Origin of the sequence: Streptomyces sp. NPDC046881, assembly GCF_040645015.1 — a bacterium.
In the GTDB taxonomy this organism is placed as follows: Bacteria; Actinomycetota; Actinomycetes; order Streptomycetales; family Streptomycetaceae; genus Streptomyces.
In genome coordinates this window covers 62228-76678 of the sequence record NZ_JBEYXJ010000004.1, presented here as the reverse complement: position 1 = coordinate 76678, position 14451 = coordinate 62228, and the positions used below count along the sequence as shown (strand labels likewise).

General features: G+C 71.3%; 17 protein-coding genes and 1 pseudogene. 10 read left to right on the top strand and 8 right to left on the bottom strand.

Annotation, left to right across the window (positions count from 1 at the left end; genetic code table 11):
* Positions 1-30 precede the first annotated feature (30 nt).
* On the top strand, positions 31-1722 hold the full coding sequence (locus tag ABZ923_RS03825; RefSeq protein WP_361466371.1) for a protein kinase: 1692 nt from the start codon (positions 31-33) through the stop codon (positions 1720-1722).
* Here ABZ923_RS03825 and ABZ923_RS03820 read toward each other — a convergent pair.
* Positions 1719-2033, bottom strand: a complete 315-nt coding sequence (locus ABZ923_RS03820; protein WP_361466369.1) for an AzlD domain-containing protein — start codon at positions 2031-2033, stop codon at positions 1719-1721. The two genes, ABZ923_RS03825 and ABZ923_RS03820, sit on opposite strands and share 4 nt — an antisense overlap.
* On the bottom strand, positions 2030-2722 hold the full coding sequence (locus ABZ923_RS03815) for an AzlC family ABC transporter permease (protein WP_361466366.1): 693 nt from the start codon (positions 2720-2722) through the stop codon (positions 2030-2032). The genes ABZ923_RS03820 and ABZ923_RS03815 overlap by 4 nt, the downstream gene beginning before the upstream one ends.
* Positions 2723-2791: 69 nt before the next feature.
* Between ABZ923_RS03815 and ABZ923_RS03810 the strand changes: the two genes are divergently transcribed.
* Positions 2792-3355, top strand: a complete 564-nt coding sequence (locus ABZ923_RS03810) for an XRE family transcriptional regulator (RefSeq protein WP_361466365.1) — start codon at positions 2792-2794, stop codon at positions 3353-3355.
* Positions 3356-3457: 102 nt separating this feature from the next.
* Here ABZ923_RS03810 and ABZ923_RS03805 read toward each other — a convergent pair whose 3' ends face one another.
* Positions 3458-3661 (bottom strand): cold-shock protein, encoded by a 204-nt coding sequence (locus ABZ923_RS03805; RefSeq protein ID WP_004984723.1) that lies wholly within the window; start codon positions 3659-3661, stop codon positions 3458-3460.
* A gap of 286 nt (positions 3662-3947) precedes the next feature.
* On the opposite strand from ABZ923_RS03805, the gene ABZ923_RS03800 reads away from it, so the two are divergent.
* The 4 genes from ABZ923_RS03800 (at position 3948) to ABZ923_RS03785 (ending at position 7551) form a co-directional block, all read left to right on the top strand.
* A complete protein-coding gene (locus tag ABZ923_RS03800) occupies positions 3948-4796 on the top strand; it encodes a menaquinone biosynthesis protein (protein WP_361466362.1) in 849 nt (282 codons plus the stop codon).
* Positions 4797-4849: 53 nt separating this feature from the next.
* A complete protein-coding gene (locus ABZ923_RS03795) occupies positions 4850-5665 on the top strand; it encodes an A24 family peptidase (protein WP_361466565.1) in 816 nt (271 codons plus the stop codon).
* A gap of 73 nt (positions 5666-5738) precedes the next feature.
* The gene (mqnC, locus tag ABZ923_RS03790) at positions 5739-6938 is read left to right on the top strand and encodes a cyclic dehypoxanthinyl futalosine synthase (protein ID WP_361466359.1); all 1200 of its coding nucleotides are present in this window, start codon (positions 5739-5741) and stop codon (positions 6936-6938) included.
* A 7-nt stretch (positions 6939-6945) separates the two neighbouring features.
* On the top strand, positions 6946-7551 hold the full coding sequence (locus ABZ923_RS03785) for a hypothetical protein (protein WP_361466356.1): 606 nt from the start codon (positions 6946-6948) through the stop codon (positions 7549-7551).
* A 21-nt stretch (positions 7552-7572) separates the two neighbouring features.
* On the opposite strand, the gene ABZ923_RS03780 is transcribed toward ABZ923_RS03785, so the two are convergent.
* Positions 7573-8568, bottom strand: a complete 996-nt coding sequence (locus tag ABZ923_RS03780) for a chitinase (protein ID WP_361466354.1) — start codon at positions 8566-8568, stop codon at positions 7573-7575.
* 17 nt (positions 8569-8585) lie between these two features.
* Here ABZ923_RS03780 and ABZ923_RS03775 point away from each other — a divergent pair.
* Both ABZ923_RS03775 and ABZ923_RS03770 read left to right on the top strand, forming a co-directional pair.
* Positions 8586-8738: pseudogene (locus ABZ923_RS03775) on the top strand (acyltransferase); the annotation flags it as partial.
* The gene (locus ABZ923_RS03770; RefSeq protein WP_361466352.1) at positions 8735-9430 is read left to right on the top strand and encodes a demethylmenaquinone methyltransferase; all 696 of its coding nucleotides are present in this window, start codon (positions 8735-8737) and stop codon (positions 9428-9430) included. The pseudogene ABZ923_RS03775 and the gene ABZ923_RS03770, both read left to right, overlap by 4 nt.
* On the opposite strand, the gene ABZ923_RS03765 is transcribed toward ABZ923_RS03770, so the two are convergent.
* Positions 9417-9734: a PASTA domain-containing protein gene (locus ABZ923_RS03765; protein ID WP_361466350.1), complete on the bottom strand. Its 318-nt coding sequence runs from the start codon at positions 9732-9734 to the stop codon at positions 9417-9419. The two genes, ABZ923_RS03770 and ABZ923_RS03765, sit on opposite strands and share 14 nt — an antisense overlap.
* A 109-nt stretch (positions 9735-9843) precedes the next feature.
* The gene (locus tag ABZ923_RS03760; RefSeq protein ID WP_361466348.1) at positions 9844-10368 is read right to left on the bottom strand and encodes a GNAT family N-acetyltransferase; all 525 of its coding nucleotides are present in this window, start codon (positions 10366-10368) and stop codon (positions 9844-9846) included.
* 97 nt (positions 10369-10465) lie between these two features.
* Between ABZ923_RS03760 and ABZ923_RS03755 the strand changes: the two genes are divergently transcribed.
* Positions 10466-11758 (top strand): geranylgeranyl reductase family protein, encoded by a 1293-nt coding sequence (locus tag ABZ923_RS03755; protein WP_361466346.1) that lies wholly within the window; start codon positions 10466-10468, stop codon positions 11756-11758.
* On the opposite strand, the gene def is transcribed toward ABZ923_RS03755, so the two are convergent.
* Both def and ABZ923_RS03745 read right to left on the bottom strand, forming a co-directional pair.
* Positions 11759-12382, bottom strand: coding sequence for a peptide deformylase (gene def / locus ABZ923_RS03750; protein ID WP_361466343.1), 624 nt, complete (start codon positions 12380-12382; stop codon positions 11759-11761).
* A gap of 125 nt (positions 12383-12507) precedes the next feature.
* Complete coding sequence (locus ABZ923_RS03745; protein WP_361466340.1) at positions 12508-13338, bottom strand: C40 family peptidase; 831 nt, start codon at positions 13336-13338, stop codon at positions 12508-12510.
* 745 nt (positions 13339-14083) lie between these two features.
* Between ABZ923_RS03745 and ABZ923_RS03740 the strand changes: the two genes are divergently transcribed.
* Complete coding sequence (locus ABZ923_RS03740) at positions 14084-14443, top strand: NADH-quinone oxidoreductase subunit A (RefSeq protein WP_003992243.1); 360 nt, start codon at positions 14084-14086, stop codon at positions 14441-14443.
* Positions 14444-14451: the final 8 nt, after the last annotated feature.

The window sequence follows — 14451 nt, the reverse complement described above, 5'->3', positions numbered from 1 at the left end:
CAATGCATCACACCGGGGGGTACTGGGGCCGTGAACCACGCGACGGAGATCTTCCAGCCGCTGCAGGCGGACGATCCATCAAGGGTGGCCGGTTACCGGCTCGCCGCCCGGCTCGGTGCCGGCGGCATGGGCCGGGTCTACCTGTCGCACACGCAGGGCGGCCGGCCCGTGGCCCTCAAGGTCGTGCGGCCGGAGCTGGCGGACGACCCGGACTTCCGGCGGCGGTTCGGCAGGGAGATCAAGGCGGCCCGGCGGGTCCGGGGGGCGTACACCGCCGAGCTGATCGACGCGGACGCGGACGGCGTGCCGCCGTGGCTGGCCACGCTGTACGTGCCGGGGCCGTCGCTGGCGGAGGCGGTGGCCCGGCGCGGACCGCTGCCCGTGCCGGCGGTGCTGTGGCTGATGGCGGGGGTGGCCGAGGCGTTGCAGGCGATCCATGCCGAGGGCATCGTGCACCGGGATCTGAAGCCGTCGAACGTGCTGCTGGCCGCCGACGGGCCCCGGGTGATCGACTTCGGTATCGCGCTGGCCGCCGACGGGACGTCGTACACGGCCACCGGCGGCACGATCGGCACTCCGTCGTTCATGGCGCCCGAACAGGCGGCCGGGGACGGGGTGACGGCGGCGACGGACGTCTTCGCGCTCGGGCAGACGGCCGCGTTCGCCGCGCTGGGCAGGCCGCTGTACGGCGACGGCCCGGCCGTGAACGTGCTGTACCGGATCGTGCACTCCGCACCCGACCTGGACCTGCTGCCCGAGCCGCTGCGTCCGCTGCTCGCCCGGTGTCTGGCCGCCGACCCGGCGGAGCGGGCCACTCCGGCGGAGATCGTGGAGTGGTGCCGCAAGCGGCTGGGGACCGAGGCCGACGCGGGCGGGGGACCGGCCGTGTGGCGGGAGATCACCGGACCGGAGGTCGCGGTCCCGGCACCCGTCCCCGAGCCGACCCCGGCCTCTCCGCAGCCGCCGGTGCCCGCGCCCACGGCGTACCCACAGCCGCTCGTCACCTACCCGCAGCCGCTGACGGGGTGGCCGCAGCCGACGCCGGAGGAGCGCACGGCCCGCCGGCGGCGCGCCGCGCTGATCTCGGTGACCGGCGTGCTCGGCGGTGCGCTGCTGGTGGCGCTGCTGGCGTGGACGGTGATGGACGCACGGGACCGGTCGGGCGGGCGGGCCGCGGCGACCGGTTCCTCACGGGCCGGCGGGGCGGCGTCCGCGCGGGCGTCGGCGTCCTCGTCGGACTCTCCGTCGAACTCCGCGGCGGGCTCCGCGGCGGGCTCCTCCGGGACGTCGGACCCGGGGGCCGGTGACAGCGTGCCCTCGGCCTCGGCCTCGCCCCGGGACCCGCGGCCGGAGGGGTTCGCGCAGGTGTGGCTGGACGCCAAGACCTCGCTGAGCCTCGGGGACAAGAACCCCGAGCGGAAGGACCGCAAGGGGGACGTCCGCTTCGACTGCCGGGCGACCGGCTGTGAACTCACCGGCGACAAGGTGGTGTTCATGCAGATGTTCGGCGCCCACGGCACCACCCTCGACGAGTGCCGTCTCATGCTGAGGAGCGCCCACCGGCACAGCTGGACGCTGGCCGCGGCGGCGGCCGGGACCGAGTTCTGCATGAAGGACACCGAGGGGAACATCGGGCTGTACGTGATCCAGACGAAGTCCACCGCGATGCCGGACATCGCCTTCCTGACCGGCGACCTGACCGTCTGGCGGAACGCCGCCTAACCGACCCCCGCCCACCGCAGCAGCGCCGCCGTCGCCGCCGCGGCCAGGACCACCACGGCGAACGGTGCCCGGCGCCAGGCCAGGGCCGCGCCCACCAGCACCCCGGCGGGGCGGGCCCAGCCGGCGAAGCCGCCGGACTCGGTCAGGGCGCCCGTGGCCAGCAGGGCGACCAGGAGGACCACCGCGCCCGCGCCGGCCAGCTCCTGGACCCGCGGCGGGATCGTGACCCGGCCGTGCAGGACCGGGCCGACCAGCCGGAAGGCGTACGTGCCGACGGCCAGGGCGAGGATCACGGCGAGCGTGGTGTTCATGCGGCGGCTCCCCGGGGGCGGTGCAGGAAGAGTCCGGCCAGGGCCAGCAGGACCGGGACCCCGGCCGGGACGGCGGGCGTGACCGCCAGGGCCAGGGCGGCGCCGAGCAGGGCACACCGCCGTACCGTCGCGTCCGCGCGGAGGGCGGGCAGGACCAGGGCGGCCAGCACGGCGGGGAAGGCGGCGTCCAGGCCGTAGCGGGCGGTGTCGCCCAGTGCGCTGCCCGCCATCGCGCCGGCCAGGACGCCGAGGTTCCACACGGCGAACAGGCCGAGCCCGGATACCCAGAACGCCCGCCGCTGCCGTACCGGGTCCGGCTGGGCGAGGGCGAAGGCCACCGTCTCGTCGGTGACCAGGTGGGCGCCGAGGAAGCGGGCCGCGCGGCCGGTGCCGAGGATCTCCGCCACGGCCAGACTGAAGGCCGCCGTCCGGGTGTTGAGCAGCAGCCCGGTGGCCACGGCGGCGACCGGGCCGCCACCGGCGAGCAGCACACCCACCGCGCTGAACTGGGCCGATCCCGCGTACACCACCAGGGACATCAGCACCGGCACCCACACCGGCAGCCCGCCGGCGACGGAGACGGCACCGAAGGAGACGCCGACGACACCGCTGGCCAGCCAGACGAGCGAGCTGTTGCGGACGAGGGAGCCGTGGGAACCAGTCGCGGCTGTTCGCTGTGCCGAACGCATGTTTTCTACAATGGACAGTGAGTGCCCTGTCCGTCAAGGCGAACGATCGTACCGATGGAGCGAACGCCCATGTCCGAGGTACCCGCCCGGCTCCCCCTGGAGTGGATCGCCGCGTCTCTCAAGCGGGAGCGCGGCCGTGCCGGCCTGTCCCTGTCCGAGCTGGCCAAACGCGCCGGAATCGCCAAGTCCACGCTGTCCCAGCTGGAGGCGGCGAGCGGCAACCCGAGCATGGAGACCATCTGGGCGCTCGCGGTCGCGCTCGGCGTGCCGTTCAGCACGCTGGTGGAGTCACCGGCGCCCGGCGTCCAGGTGATCCGGGCCGGCGAGGGGCCCACGGTCGGCTCGGAGCGGTCCAGCTATGTGGCCGCGCTGCTCTCGGCGAGCCCGCCGGGGGCGCGCCGGGACATTTACCACGTGTGGCTGGAGCCCGGATCCGTACGGGACTCCGAGCCCCACATTCCCGGGACCGTCGAGCACATCGTGGTCAGTGAAGGGGCCGTGAAAGCCGGTCCGCTCGGAGAGGCCGTGGAACTCGGCCCCGGTGACTACATGTCATACCGGGGAGACGTACCTCACGCGTACGAGGCGCTCGCGGCCGGGACCCGGTTCGTGCTGATCATGCAGCACGTGTGAGCGTTCATGAACACGAAATGAACGGGGAAAGGCAGGAGCCCCGTCGCCGGACGGCGCGGGGCTCCTTGGGTACTGCACTCAGGTTCTGCGATCAGGCAGTGATCAGACGGGAGTGACGTTCTCCGCCTGCGGACCCTTCGGGCCCTGCGTCACGTCGAAGCTCACCTGCTGGTTCTCCTCGAGGGAGCGGAAGCCGGTGGCGTTGATCGCGGAGTAGTGAACGAAGACGTCGGGGCCGCCGCCCTCCTGGGCGATGAAGCCAAAGCCCTTTTCGGCGTTGAACCACTTAACGGTTCCGGTAGCCATAAGCCCTCCTTGGGCTCAAAAGGGTTGCCCTGCTCCAGAACCTGCAAGTGCGAAACGGTGCTGCACGACTGCATTCGTCTGAAAACGACGAGAGCCCGCGGTTACATGCTCCGCAGGCTCTGTACTGCAAGGGAAACCAAACTGCAACTTGCGGCAAGCCTAGCATCCGGGCGGCCGAAATCAAGAGAGGTCAAGATCACTTCACCCGGATGTTTGAACGTCCGCTAGCCCGTTTGGAGGTGGGGCCGGTCCCGGCACCGTAGCGCATGGGGTCTAGTCTCGCGATGTGGACAATTCTCGCACCCGGCCGCGCGTCGGCCACATCCAGTTCCTGAACTGCCTGCCCCTCTACTGGGGGCTCGCGAGAACCGGCACGCTCCTCGACTTCGAGCTGACCAAGGACACCCCCGAGAAGCTCAGCGAGCAGATCGTGCGCGGGGACCTCGACATCGGTCCCGTCACCCTGGTCGAGTTCCTGCGCAACGCGGACGATCTCGTCGCCTTCCCCGACATCGCCGTCGGCTGCGACGGCCCGGTGATGTCCTGCGTGATCGTCTCTCAGGTCCCGCTGGACCGGCTGGACGGCTCCCGGGTCGCCCTCGGCTCGACCTCACGCACCTCGGTCCGGCTCGCCCAGCTCCTGCTCGCCGACCGCTACGGCGTCCAGCCCGACTACTACACCTGCCCGCCCGACCTCAGCCTGATGATGCAGGAGGCGGAGGCCGCCGTCCTCATCGGGGACGCGGCCCTGCGCGCCAACCTGCTCGACGGCCCCCGCTACGGCCTCCAGGTGCACGACCTCGGCGCGCTGTGGAAGGAGTGGACCGGTCTGCCGTTCGTGTTCGCGGTGTGGGCGGCCCGGCGCGACTACCTCGAACGCGAGCCCTTCATCACCCGCAAGGTGCACGAGGCCTTCCTGGAGTCCCGCAACCTCTCCCTGGAAGAGGTCCACAAGGTCGCCGAACAGGCCGCCCGCTGGGAGGCGTTCGACGAGGCCGTCCTGGAGCGGTACTTCACCACCCTCGACTTCAGCTTCGGCGCCCCCCAGCTGGAGGCCGTCGCCGAGTTCGCCCGCCGGGTCGGGCCGACCACCGGCTTCCCGGCCGACGTGAAGGTGGAACTGCTCCGGCCCTGAACGGGGTAGGAACCCGGGACGGGCCGGCCGAGGGGGAGGGGAGCGTGGGCGGGGTGACCACGGGGGTGCTGGTGCTCGTCGCCGCGGTGTGGGGCGCGCTGACGGGCACGCTGCTGCCCCGCGCCGCCTACCGATTCGCCGTCCCGTCCGGCGAGCCCTGGCGCGAGCGCTGCCCGGACGGCCGGCATCCGGTCCGGGGGTGGCTGGGCGGGGTCCGGTGCGGGGAGTGCGCGCACGTCGACGGACGCGCGGCAGCCGAGGGGAGCGGGCGCTCCGGCGAACGCGCGGGCGCCCGGGAGCGCGCGCCCGTCATGTCGTACCAGCCGTACGCCCCTTCCGCGCTCCTCCTCGCCACCGTCGGCGCCCTCGTCTGCGCCGCCCTCGCCGCCGCCACCGGCACCCGGCCCGAACTGGCGGTCTGGCTGCTGCTCGCGCCCGTCGGCGTGCTGCTCGCCGCCGTCGACTTCCGGGTGCAGCGGCTGCCCGACCCGCTGACCCTCCCGCTCGCCGCCACCGCCCTCGCCCTGCTCGGCCTCGCCGCCCTGCTCCCCGAACACGCCGGCCACTGGCGCACCGCCCTCTACGGAGCCCTCGCACTCGGCGCCGGCTACTACGTGCTGTACCGCGTCAACCCGGGCGGCATGGGCTTCGGCGACGTGAAGCTGGCCCTGGGGACGGGCGCCGTCCTCGGCTGGTACGGCTGGCCCACCGTGCTGCTCGGCACCTTCGCCGGGTTCCTGTTCGGCGCGCTCTACGGCGGTGTGCTCGTCCTCGCCCGGCGCGCGGGCCGCAAGACGGCCGTACCCTTCGGCCCGTTCCTCCTGGCCGGCGCCCTCACCGGGCTGCTGATCGGCGCGTACGCGGCCTGAGCGCGGGCGGCCGAAACGGCTGGCGTAGGCTGACTTCGACCCGTCCACAACCCTTGACGAAAGGGACGCCCTGGTGACCGAGAAGGCCGACCTCACGTCTGTCCTCGACCGTGCCGCTGCCGGTGGGCGGATCACCCCGGAAGAGGCACTCGTCCTCTACCGTGACGCCCCCCTGCACGCCCTGGGCGCCGCCGCCGACGCCGTACGCCGCCGCAACTACGCGGGCACCGAGCACATCGCCACGTACATCATCGAGCGGAACATCAACTACACGAACGTGTGCGTCACGGCGTGCAAGTTCTGCGCCTTCTACGCGGCCCCCAAGGACAAGGAGAAGGGCTGGACCCGCGACCTCGACGACATCCTGCGCCGCTGCGCGGAGACCGTCGAGCTGGGCGGCACCCAGATCATGTTCCAGGGCGGCCACCACCCGGACTACGGCGTCGAGTACTACGAGAAGCACTTCCGCGCCATCAAGGAAGCCTTCCCGCAGCTGGTCATCCACTCCCTGGGCGCGTCCGAGGTCGAGCACATGGCCCGGATCAGCGGGGTGTCGGTCGAGGAGGCCATCACCCGCATCCACGAGGCCGGCCTGGACTCCTTCGCCGGCGCCGGCGCGGAACTGCTCCCCGAGCGCCCCCGCAAGGCCATCGCGCCCCTCAAGGAGAGCGGCGAGCGCTGGCTGGAGATCATGGAGACCGCGCACCGGCTGGGCGTCGAGTCCACCTCCACCATGCTGATGGGCACCGGCGAGACCAACGCCGAGCGGATCGAGCACCTGCGGATGATCCGGGACGTACAGGACCGTACGGGCGGCTTCCGCGCCTTCATCCCGTACACCTACCAGCCCGAGAACAACCACCTGAAGGGCCGCACCCAGGCGACCCTCTTCGAGTACCTGCGGATGATCGCCATCGCCCGCCTCTTCCTGGACAACGTCCGGCACATCCAGGGCTCCTGGCTCACCACCGGCAAGGAGGTCGGCCAGCTGTCCCTGCACTACGGCGCCGACGACCTCGGCTCCATCATGCTGGAGGAGAACGTGGTCTCCTCGGCCGGCGCCAGGCACCGCTCCAACCGCCTGGAGATCATCGACCTGATCCGCAAGGCCGGCCGGGTCCCGGCCCAGCGGTCCACGACGTACGAGCACCTGCTCGTCCACGACGACCCGGCTAACGACCCCGTCGACGACCGCGTGGTCTCGCACATCTCCTCCACGGCCATCGAGGGCGGCACCGCCCACCCCGAGCTGAAGCTGCTCGCGTCGAACTAGGCGCCCCGTGCTGACGATCCACGCGGACTCCCGGGGCCACGCCGTCCTCGTCAGAGGCGAGCGCATCGAGGCCGTCGGGCCCCTGGAGGAGCTGGCCGCCGCGCACCCGCACGCGCGCGTGCGCAGCTGGCCCGGCATCCTCACGCCCGGATTCGTCAACCTCCACGGCACCGAACTGCTGGAGGAGACGTACCACCCCGACCCGCGGGAGGCCGACACCCTCGGCACCGAGCCGCTGACCGGGGACGCGCTGACGGCCCTCGCCCCCGACGACGCCCGCTGGGGCGCGAGCGCCCGGCGCGGGGTGCAGCGCATGTTCGCCCACGGCACGGTCGCGGCGGCCTGCGCACCGCTGCGCAACCGCGCGGTACGGGACGCCGTGCACCGCACCGGGCTCGAACTCCTGCCCCGCCGGCCCCATTCCCCCGGCGTCCCCTCCCTGGACCCGCTCGCCTCCGCCCTCCCGCCCGCGACCCCGCCCGCCCTGGCCCCGGGCTCCCCGGCCCGCTTCGCCGTCTTCGACGTCCGCGACGAGGCGGAGCTGACCGAGCGGGGGGCGGGGACGTGCGTGGCCACGGTGGTGGCGGGGAGGCTGGTGTTCCGGCGGCGCTGAGGGGCGTCCCCCACCCGTACCTCACCCCGCGAACGCTTCTGCGAACGCCCCCTTCTCCTGCTTCACCCCGCTGCACACGGTCGACGCGTCCTGCGCGGCGGATGCGCTCGCGCACGGCCGGTCCCGGAACGCGGACCACATGGACACCCACGCGATGCCCTTCCGCTCCGCGAACGCCCGCACCTCACCGGCGTCGGCGAGCGTGAACGTCTCACCGGCCACGTCGTTGACCCCGATCATCGACGTGAGCGCCATCCCGCGCCACGCCCCGGCGTCCGACAGCCCGAACACCTTCCTCAACTGCGCGTGCGCGGCCCTCGCGGACGTCACGGCGTAGTCCCCCATGTCACCGCCGTACGACTCGCCGTAGTTCATGGTCATGAGATTGACCGTGGACACCTGGACGTCATGGGTGTTCGCCGACTCCAGCAGGGCGAGGCCGCCCGCGTCGAGCCCCGACGGCATCACCGGAAGGGTGAAGGAGACCTCCAGGTCCGGCCGTTCCCTCTGCAGCCGGGCTATCGCCCGCGAACGCAGGCCGACGGACGCGGAGTCGGTCAGTTCCTCTCCCTCGATATCGAAATCGGCCGCGGTGGAACCGGCCGCGTCGAGCGCCTCGGCATAAGCGGCGGCGAGTTCCTCGGCGTTGTCACACGTGGCGGCCAACTCCTTTCCGGAGGCCCCGCCGAAGGAGACACGGACGGTGGCGCCGTTCTTCTTCAACGCCGATATCCGGGACGTCACGGCGGAATCGGCGACGGCCTCGGTGCCGTTCCACTCCGGGGTGCAGCCGCTGCCGCCGGAGATCACGAAGGCCAGGTTGTACGTGGTCGGGGAACCGGCGGAGTCGGTGGCCGCGGCCTCGGTGGCGCTGACGTAGGGCGTGTAGCCGGGGGAGTGGGCGGCGGAGCGGGGCGTGCCCGCGGCCGCCGTGCTCCCGGCCCCCTGGGAGCAGCCGGTCACCGCGAGTGCGACGGCACAGGTGAACGCGGCGATCGGCCTCAGTGGTCTCCTCATGAAGGGGAATCTCTCACTACCTGCCGCTGGACAGCCAATGGTCCATGATCGGCGTCGGCTGGATCCTGATCGCCGGCTTCGTGCTGCTGTGCGGCTGGGTGGAGGACGTCGCGGCGCGCAGGAAGCCGACGCCCCTGCTCGGAGGGCGGGCTGCAAGAATGGGCGGGTGACCCGCGCTTCCCTGAACAAGCAGCCGCACGAAGTCGCCTCGATGTTCGACGACGTGGCGGAACGGTACGACCTGACGAACGACGTGCTGTCGCTCGGCCAGGACCGGTTCTGGCGCAGGGAGGTGGCGAAGGCGGTCGACGCACGCCCCGCGCAGAAGGTCCTGGACCTGGCCGCCGGCACGGCCACCTCCTCGCTGCCGTTCGCGCGGACGGGCGCGTACGTGGTCCCCTGCGACTTCTCCCTCGGGATGCTCCAGGTCGGCAAGAGGAAGCACACCTGGCTGCCGTTCACCGCGGGCGACGCGACGAAGCTGCCCTTCAAGGACGACACCTTCGACGCGGTGACGATCTCCTTCGGGCTGCGCAACGTGCAGGACACGGACGCGGCCCTGCGGGAGATGTACCGGGTCACCCGGCCTGGCGGACGCGTGGTGATCTGCGAGTTCTCCCACCCGACCTGGGCGCCCTTCCGTACCGTCTACACCGAGTACCTGATGCGGGCGCTGCCGCCGGTCGCGCGCGCGGTGTCCTCCAACCCCGACGCGTACGTCTACCTCGCCGAGACCATCCGGGCCTGGCCCGACCAGCCCGCCCTCGGCGAACGGCTGCGCAAGGCGGGCTGGTCGAAGGTGGCGTGGCGCAACCTCACCGGCGGTGTGGTCGCACTGCACCGGGGCTTCAAGGAGAGCTGAATCCGGCCACCCCGCACGGGTCGCCGGGCTGGTCCAGTTCCCGTTGCAGTCCGCCCGTCGGGGGCCGCGGAACGCGCGGCTCGCGCACGCCTCCGCCGCCCTCGCCCTCACCGAAGTCGAACCACACGTACACCATCGAGTCCGCCGGCACCTCGGCGCCGGGCTGCGGATACTGGCGTACGACGTAGTCGACGACGGTGCGGTGGAAGTCCGGGCGGTCCGGCGCGTTGAGGGACAGCCCCCGCGCCCGGGCCGTTTCGCGCGCGTCCATGGCCATCAGACCGACCAGACGCGGGACGCGCACTTCGGGTGTTTTGGGTGTTATACGCACAGATGTCACCCCCAGCGGTACTGGCAGGGTAACTCCCGCCCGGGCCGCCCGGAAGGCGCCGGTGTCTTTCTGTAACAGACGACTACTGTGCGTAGTTGTCGGTGAGGCTCAGCCGGAAGCAGAGTGCCGGTTCGTCGAACGCGGGGTGGGTGTAGGTCTCCGCCTGCTCCATGCCGAGCCGCCGGGCCACCGCCAGGGACCGCCCGTTGCCCGGCCGGACCATCGCCACCACACCGGGCACCCCGGCCGCCCGCACCCGGCCGAGCGTCTCCCGCGCCGCCGCGGTGGCGTACCCCTTGCCCCAGTGCGCCCGCCCCAGCCGCCAGCCGATCTCGGTCTCGCCGACCGGGCCCCAGTCCCTCGGCCAGGGCTGCGCACCGGTGAAGCCGATGACCTCCCCGGACTCGTCCAGTAGGGTCCACAGACAGAAACCGTGCTCCGCGTCGTGCCGCCGCTGGCGCGCGGTGAGCTCTTCGTACGCCGACAGCTCCGCCGGCCTGCCGCCGTGGAACTCCATGACCTCCGGGTCGGCGAAGACCCGGTGCCAGGCGACCGCGTCCTCGTGCGTGGGAACGCGCAGCCGTACCGCGGGGAGAGGTCGGTTCACAGGGCAGCCCTTCAGCCGGGTGATCAATTCTGCTGAATAGACTGCCCATGTCCAGTGCCGGTCGGCACACTGATTTCGAACTTGGGGAGATCCCGCCGTGACCGTCGTGACCGAGCCCCTCTCCGAGAACACCGCCGATGTGATCGTCGTGGGGGCGGGACCGGCCGGTTCCACGACCGCGTACCACCTCGCCAAGGCCGGTCTCGACGTGCTGCTCCTGGAGAAGACCGAGTTCCCGCGCGAGAAGGTCTGCGGTGACGGCCTCACCCCGCGCGCGGTGAAGCAGCTCGTCGCCATGGGGATCGACATCTCCGAGGAGGCCGGCTGGCTGCGCAACAAGGGCCTGCGCATCATCGGCGGCGGCTCCCGCCTCCAGCTGGACTGGCCCGATCTCGCCGCCTACCCGAACTACGGACTCGTCCGCAAGCGCGACGACTTCGACGAGCAGCTCGCCCGCAACGCCCAGAAGGCGGGCGCGCGGCTGTACGAGCGCTGCAACGTGAGCGGCCCGGTCGTCGACGACCGCACCGGCCGCATCACCGGTGTCACCGCCAAGCTCGGCGAGGAGAAGCGCGAGGTGACCTTCCACGCGCCCCTGGTGGTGGCCGCCGACGGCAACTCCACCCGGCTGTCCCTCGCCATGGGCCTGCACCGCCGCGAGGACCGCCCGATGGGCGTCGCCGTCCGGACCTACTTCGAGAGCCCCCGCCACGACGACGACTACCTGGAGTCCTGGCTGGAGCTGTGGGACCGGCGCGGTCCCCAGGACCGGCTGCTGCCCGGCTACGGCTGGATCTTCGGCATGGGCGACGGCACCTCCAACGTGGGCCTCGGCGTGCTCAACACCTCCGCCTCCTTCAAGGAGCTGGACTGGCGCGAGATCCTCAAGGCGTGGTGCGCCTCCATGCCGGAGGACTGGGGCTACACCCCCGAGAACATGACCGGCCCCATCCGCGGCGCCGCCCTCCCCATGGCCTTCAACCGCCAGCCGCACTACACGCGCGGGCTGCTGCTCGTCGGCGACGCCGGCGGCCTGGTGAACCCCTTCAACGGCGAGGGCATCGCCTACGCCATGGAGTCCGGCCAGATCGCCGCCGACGTCATCGTGCAGGCCCACGCGCGCGCGACGCCCGCCCAGCGGGAGATCGCCCTCCAGCGCTACCCGCGCGTCCTCAAGGGCACCTACGGCGGCTACTACACGCTCGGCCGTGCCTTCGTGAAGCTCATCGGCAACCCGAAGGTCATGCAGATCGCCGCCCAGCGCGGTCTGACCCACCCGGTGCTGATGAAGTTCACCCTCAAGCTCCTCGCGAACCTCACCGACCCGACGGGCGGCGACGCGATGGACCGCATCATCAACGGGCTGAGCAAGGTGGCCCCGAAGGCGTGACTAGGAGCTGAAAGCCGCGGCGTTGGCGGCCCGGCGGGCGTACACCTCGTCCCGCCGGTCCGCCATCTGCCGCAGCGCGTCCTTCTTGTCCCGTTTCGAGAGCCGGTCCAGGTAGACGTACCCGTTGGTGTGGTCGGTCTCGTGGACCAGGCACCGCGCGAAGTACCCCGTGCCCTCCACGACGACCGGACGGCCGTCCTTGTCCTGCCCGCGTACGACGGCCCGGTCCGGCCGCGGTACGGCCATCACGGCGCCGGGAACCGACAGACAGCCCTCGCCCTCGTCCAGCAGCCGTCGCCCGCTCGTGGGCGTGTCCAGCACGGGGTTGACGACATGCCCGACATGCCAGACTCCGTCGTCGTCGGGGCAGTCGTACACGAACACCCGCAGATCGACCCCGACCTGATTCGCCGCCAGTCCCGCCCCTTCGGCGACGTACATGGTGCGGAACAGGTCGTCGACGAGCGCGGCGAGGTCGGGCCCGAACTCCGTGACGTCCCGGCACGGCTTGTGCAGCACCTGCTCGCCGACCTCGGTGATGCGGCGCACCGCGCCCCGCCCGGCCTCGGGGGCGTGGCGCGGGTAGTAGTCGGCGGGAACTCCCTGAACGAACACGCGTGGCATCGCGTGGACTCCTCCACTCGGCGTCGGACCGCCGGACGGCGGCCCGGGCAGAGCATGCCAGGGACGACGCAAGGGCCGCTGCCCCCGAGCGGCTGCGGCCCTTGCGTGAGAGGTGCGGAGTGCGGTCAGAGCACCCGCACGGCGCCGGTGGGCGGGTCGTACGACAGCGGGCGCTCCACGACGCCGGTGGAGGGGTTCTGGGCGCCCACGAACATCCCGTCGCCGACGTACACCGCGACGTGGTACGCGCTGCCCGCGCTGCCCCAGTACAGGATGTCGCCCGGCTGCAGGTTGCTGAGCGAGACCTGGGTGCCGGCGGTCGACTGGTCCTGGGAGACGCGCGGCAGGCTGATGCCGACCTGCTTGAAGGCCGTCTGCACCAGGCCGGAGCAGTCGTAGGCGGACGGGCCGGTGGCGCCGGAGACGTAGGCCTTGCCGACCTGCGCCTTGACGAAGCTGATGACGGCCGCGGCGGAACCGGTGGCCGGGGAGGTGCTGGTGGACGTCGAGGTCGAGGTCGAGGTGGAGCCGGTGCTCGCCGTGGTGGAGAGCGTGGTCCGGTCCGCGGTGCGCGAGGCGCGAGCGGCGGCCTCCTTGCGGGCCTCCTCCTGCGCCTTCTTCTTGGCCTCGGCCGCCTTCTTCTTGGCCTCGGCGAGGTCCGCCTTGGCCTCCTTGGCGGCCTTGGCGGCAGCCGCGTCACGCTCGGCCTGCAGCTGGTAGTGCGCGGCGGCCTGTTCGGTGGCGTCCGCGGACTGGGCCGCCTGAGCGGCCAGGTCGGCCGTCAGGGTGGGCAGTTCAAGGGTCTGCGTCACCGGCTCGGCCGCGTTCGCCGAGCCGGACGCCCCGGCGACTGCCAGGGTGCCGAGAACGCCACCGGCAACTCCGGCCCGCATCGCGAGGGTCGACGCGCTGCGGCGGGGCTTCCGGTGGCTGCGTATGTGAGCGGTGTGGGACATGGGAACAACCGGTACCAGGGGCTCCTTCATATCTTCAAGAAACGTGTGCTGCGCCACAGTTACTCAATCGAGCCCTCAAATCCCGGGCGTGTCGCTCTTTATTGACGCCGTAACGGACATTGCGGACGCCCGTGATCAAGCCCTTGATCACGGTCTTTGATCATTACGTCCGAATTGCCCCCCACCTACCATCGGTTGGGGTCGTTGGCCAAGCCCGCTTCTCAGAGGCCTCTCATCAATGTGGCGGAGGTCACGGAACGACCACCGGAACCACGGCGTCCCGCGCGCGCCCGGCTCGTGAACGCGTGCACGCACCCCGACCCGCGTCCACACCCCACCCCTCGCCTCCCCCTGATGTGTGAACGCAGTCCTCTAGCAGCCATCCGCGTCCCACGCCAATTTGCATGCAACGGAACTCTCTTGATATGGAGACGCCCCCTCCGGCCTGCAAAGACAGGCAAGATTGTCACGTCTGGTGATCAACTGAACGCTTCACGTATGAAGATCACTCATCATCCGACTTCATGATCCTTCGTCAGGTGGTGGAGATCACAAAGCTTGTGCAATACCCCGTGTCGCAGATCACAGAGCGGCGGGCATAAGATGCGAGGCAGTTGGGCTTGTGACCTGCTTCACATGTTCTCGATCTTCGCCCGGGACGAGCGGGGCTCGTGGGACCGGTGAGGCGGACGTGAGCCCAGTGCAACCGCCAGCAGTCAGTGCCGACTGAGAGGAGCGAGGAGCGGTGAACGCGTATGCGCCCATCCTCGTACTGGGAGCCCTCGGGGCAGGCTTTGCGATCTTCTCCGTGGTCATGGCCACGCTGATCGGTCCGAAGCGGTACAACCGCGCCAAGCTCGAGGCCTACGAGTGCGGCATCGAGCCGACCCCCACGCCGGCCGGCGGCGGGCGCTTCCCCATCAAGTACTACCTGACGGCGATGCTCTTCATCGTCTTCGACATCGAGATCGTCTTCCTCTACCCCTGGGCCGTCACCTTCGACGCCCTGGGGATTTTCGGGCTCGTGGAGATGCTGCTCTTCGTGCTCACCGTCTTCGTCGCCTACGCGTACGTATGGCGGCGCGGCGGCCTGGAATGGGACTGAGGGGCCTT

Coding starts and splice junctions, on each gene's coding strand:
- ABZ923_RS03780 (WP_361466354.1), bottom strand. CDS start 8,568: ATGAGGAGACCACTGAGGCCGATCGCCGCGTTCACCTGTGCCGTCGCA.
- def (WP_361466343.1), bottom strand. CDS start 12,382: ATGCCACGCGTGTTCGTTCAGGGAGTTCCCGCCGACTACTACCCGCGC.
- ABZ923_RS03745 (WP_361466340.1), bottom strand. CDS start 13,338: ATGTCCCACACCGCTCACATACGCAGCCACCGGAAGCCCCGCCGCAGC.
- ABZ923_RS03820 (WP_361466369.1), bottom strand. CDS start 2,033: ATGAACACCACGCTCGCCGTGATCCTCGCCCTGGCCGTCGGCACGTAC.
- ABZ923_RS03815 (WP_361466366.1), bottom strand. CDS start 2,722: ATGCGTTCGGCACAGCGAACAGCCGCGACTGGTTCCCACGGCTCCCTC.
- ABZ923_RS03810 (WP_361466365.1), top strand. CDS start 2,792: ATGTCCGAGGTACCCGCCCGGCTCCCCCTGGAGTGGATCGCCGCGTCT.
- ABZ923_RS03805 (WP_004984723.1), bottom strand. CDS start 3,661: ATGGCTACCGGAACCGTTAAGTGGTTCAACGCCGAAAAGGGCTTTGGC.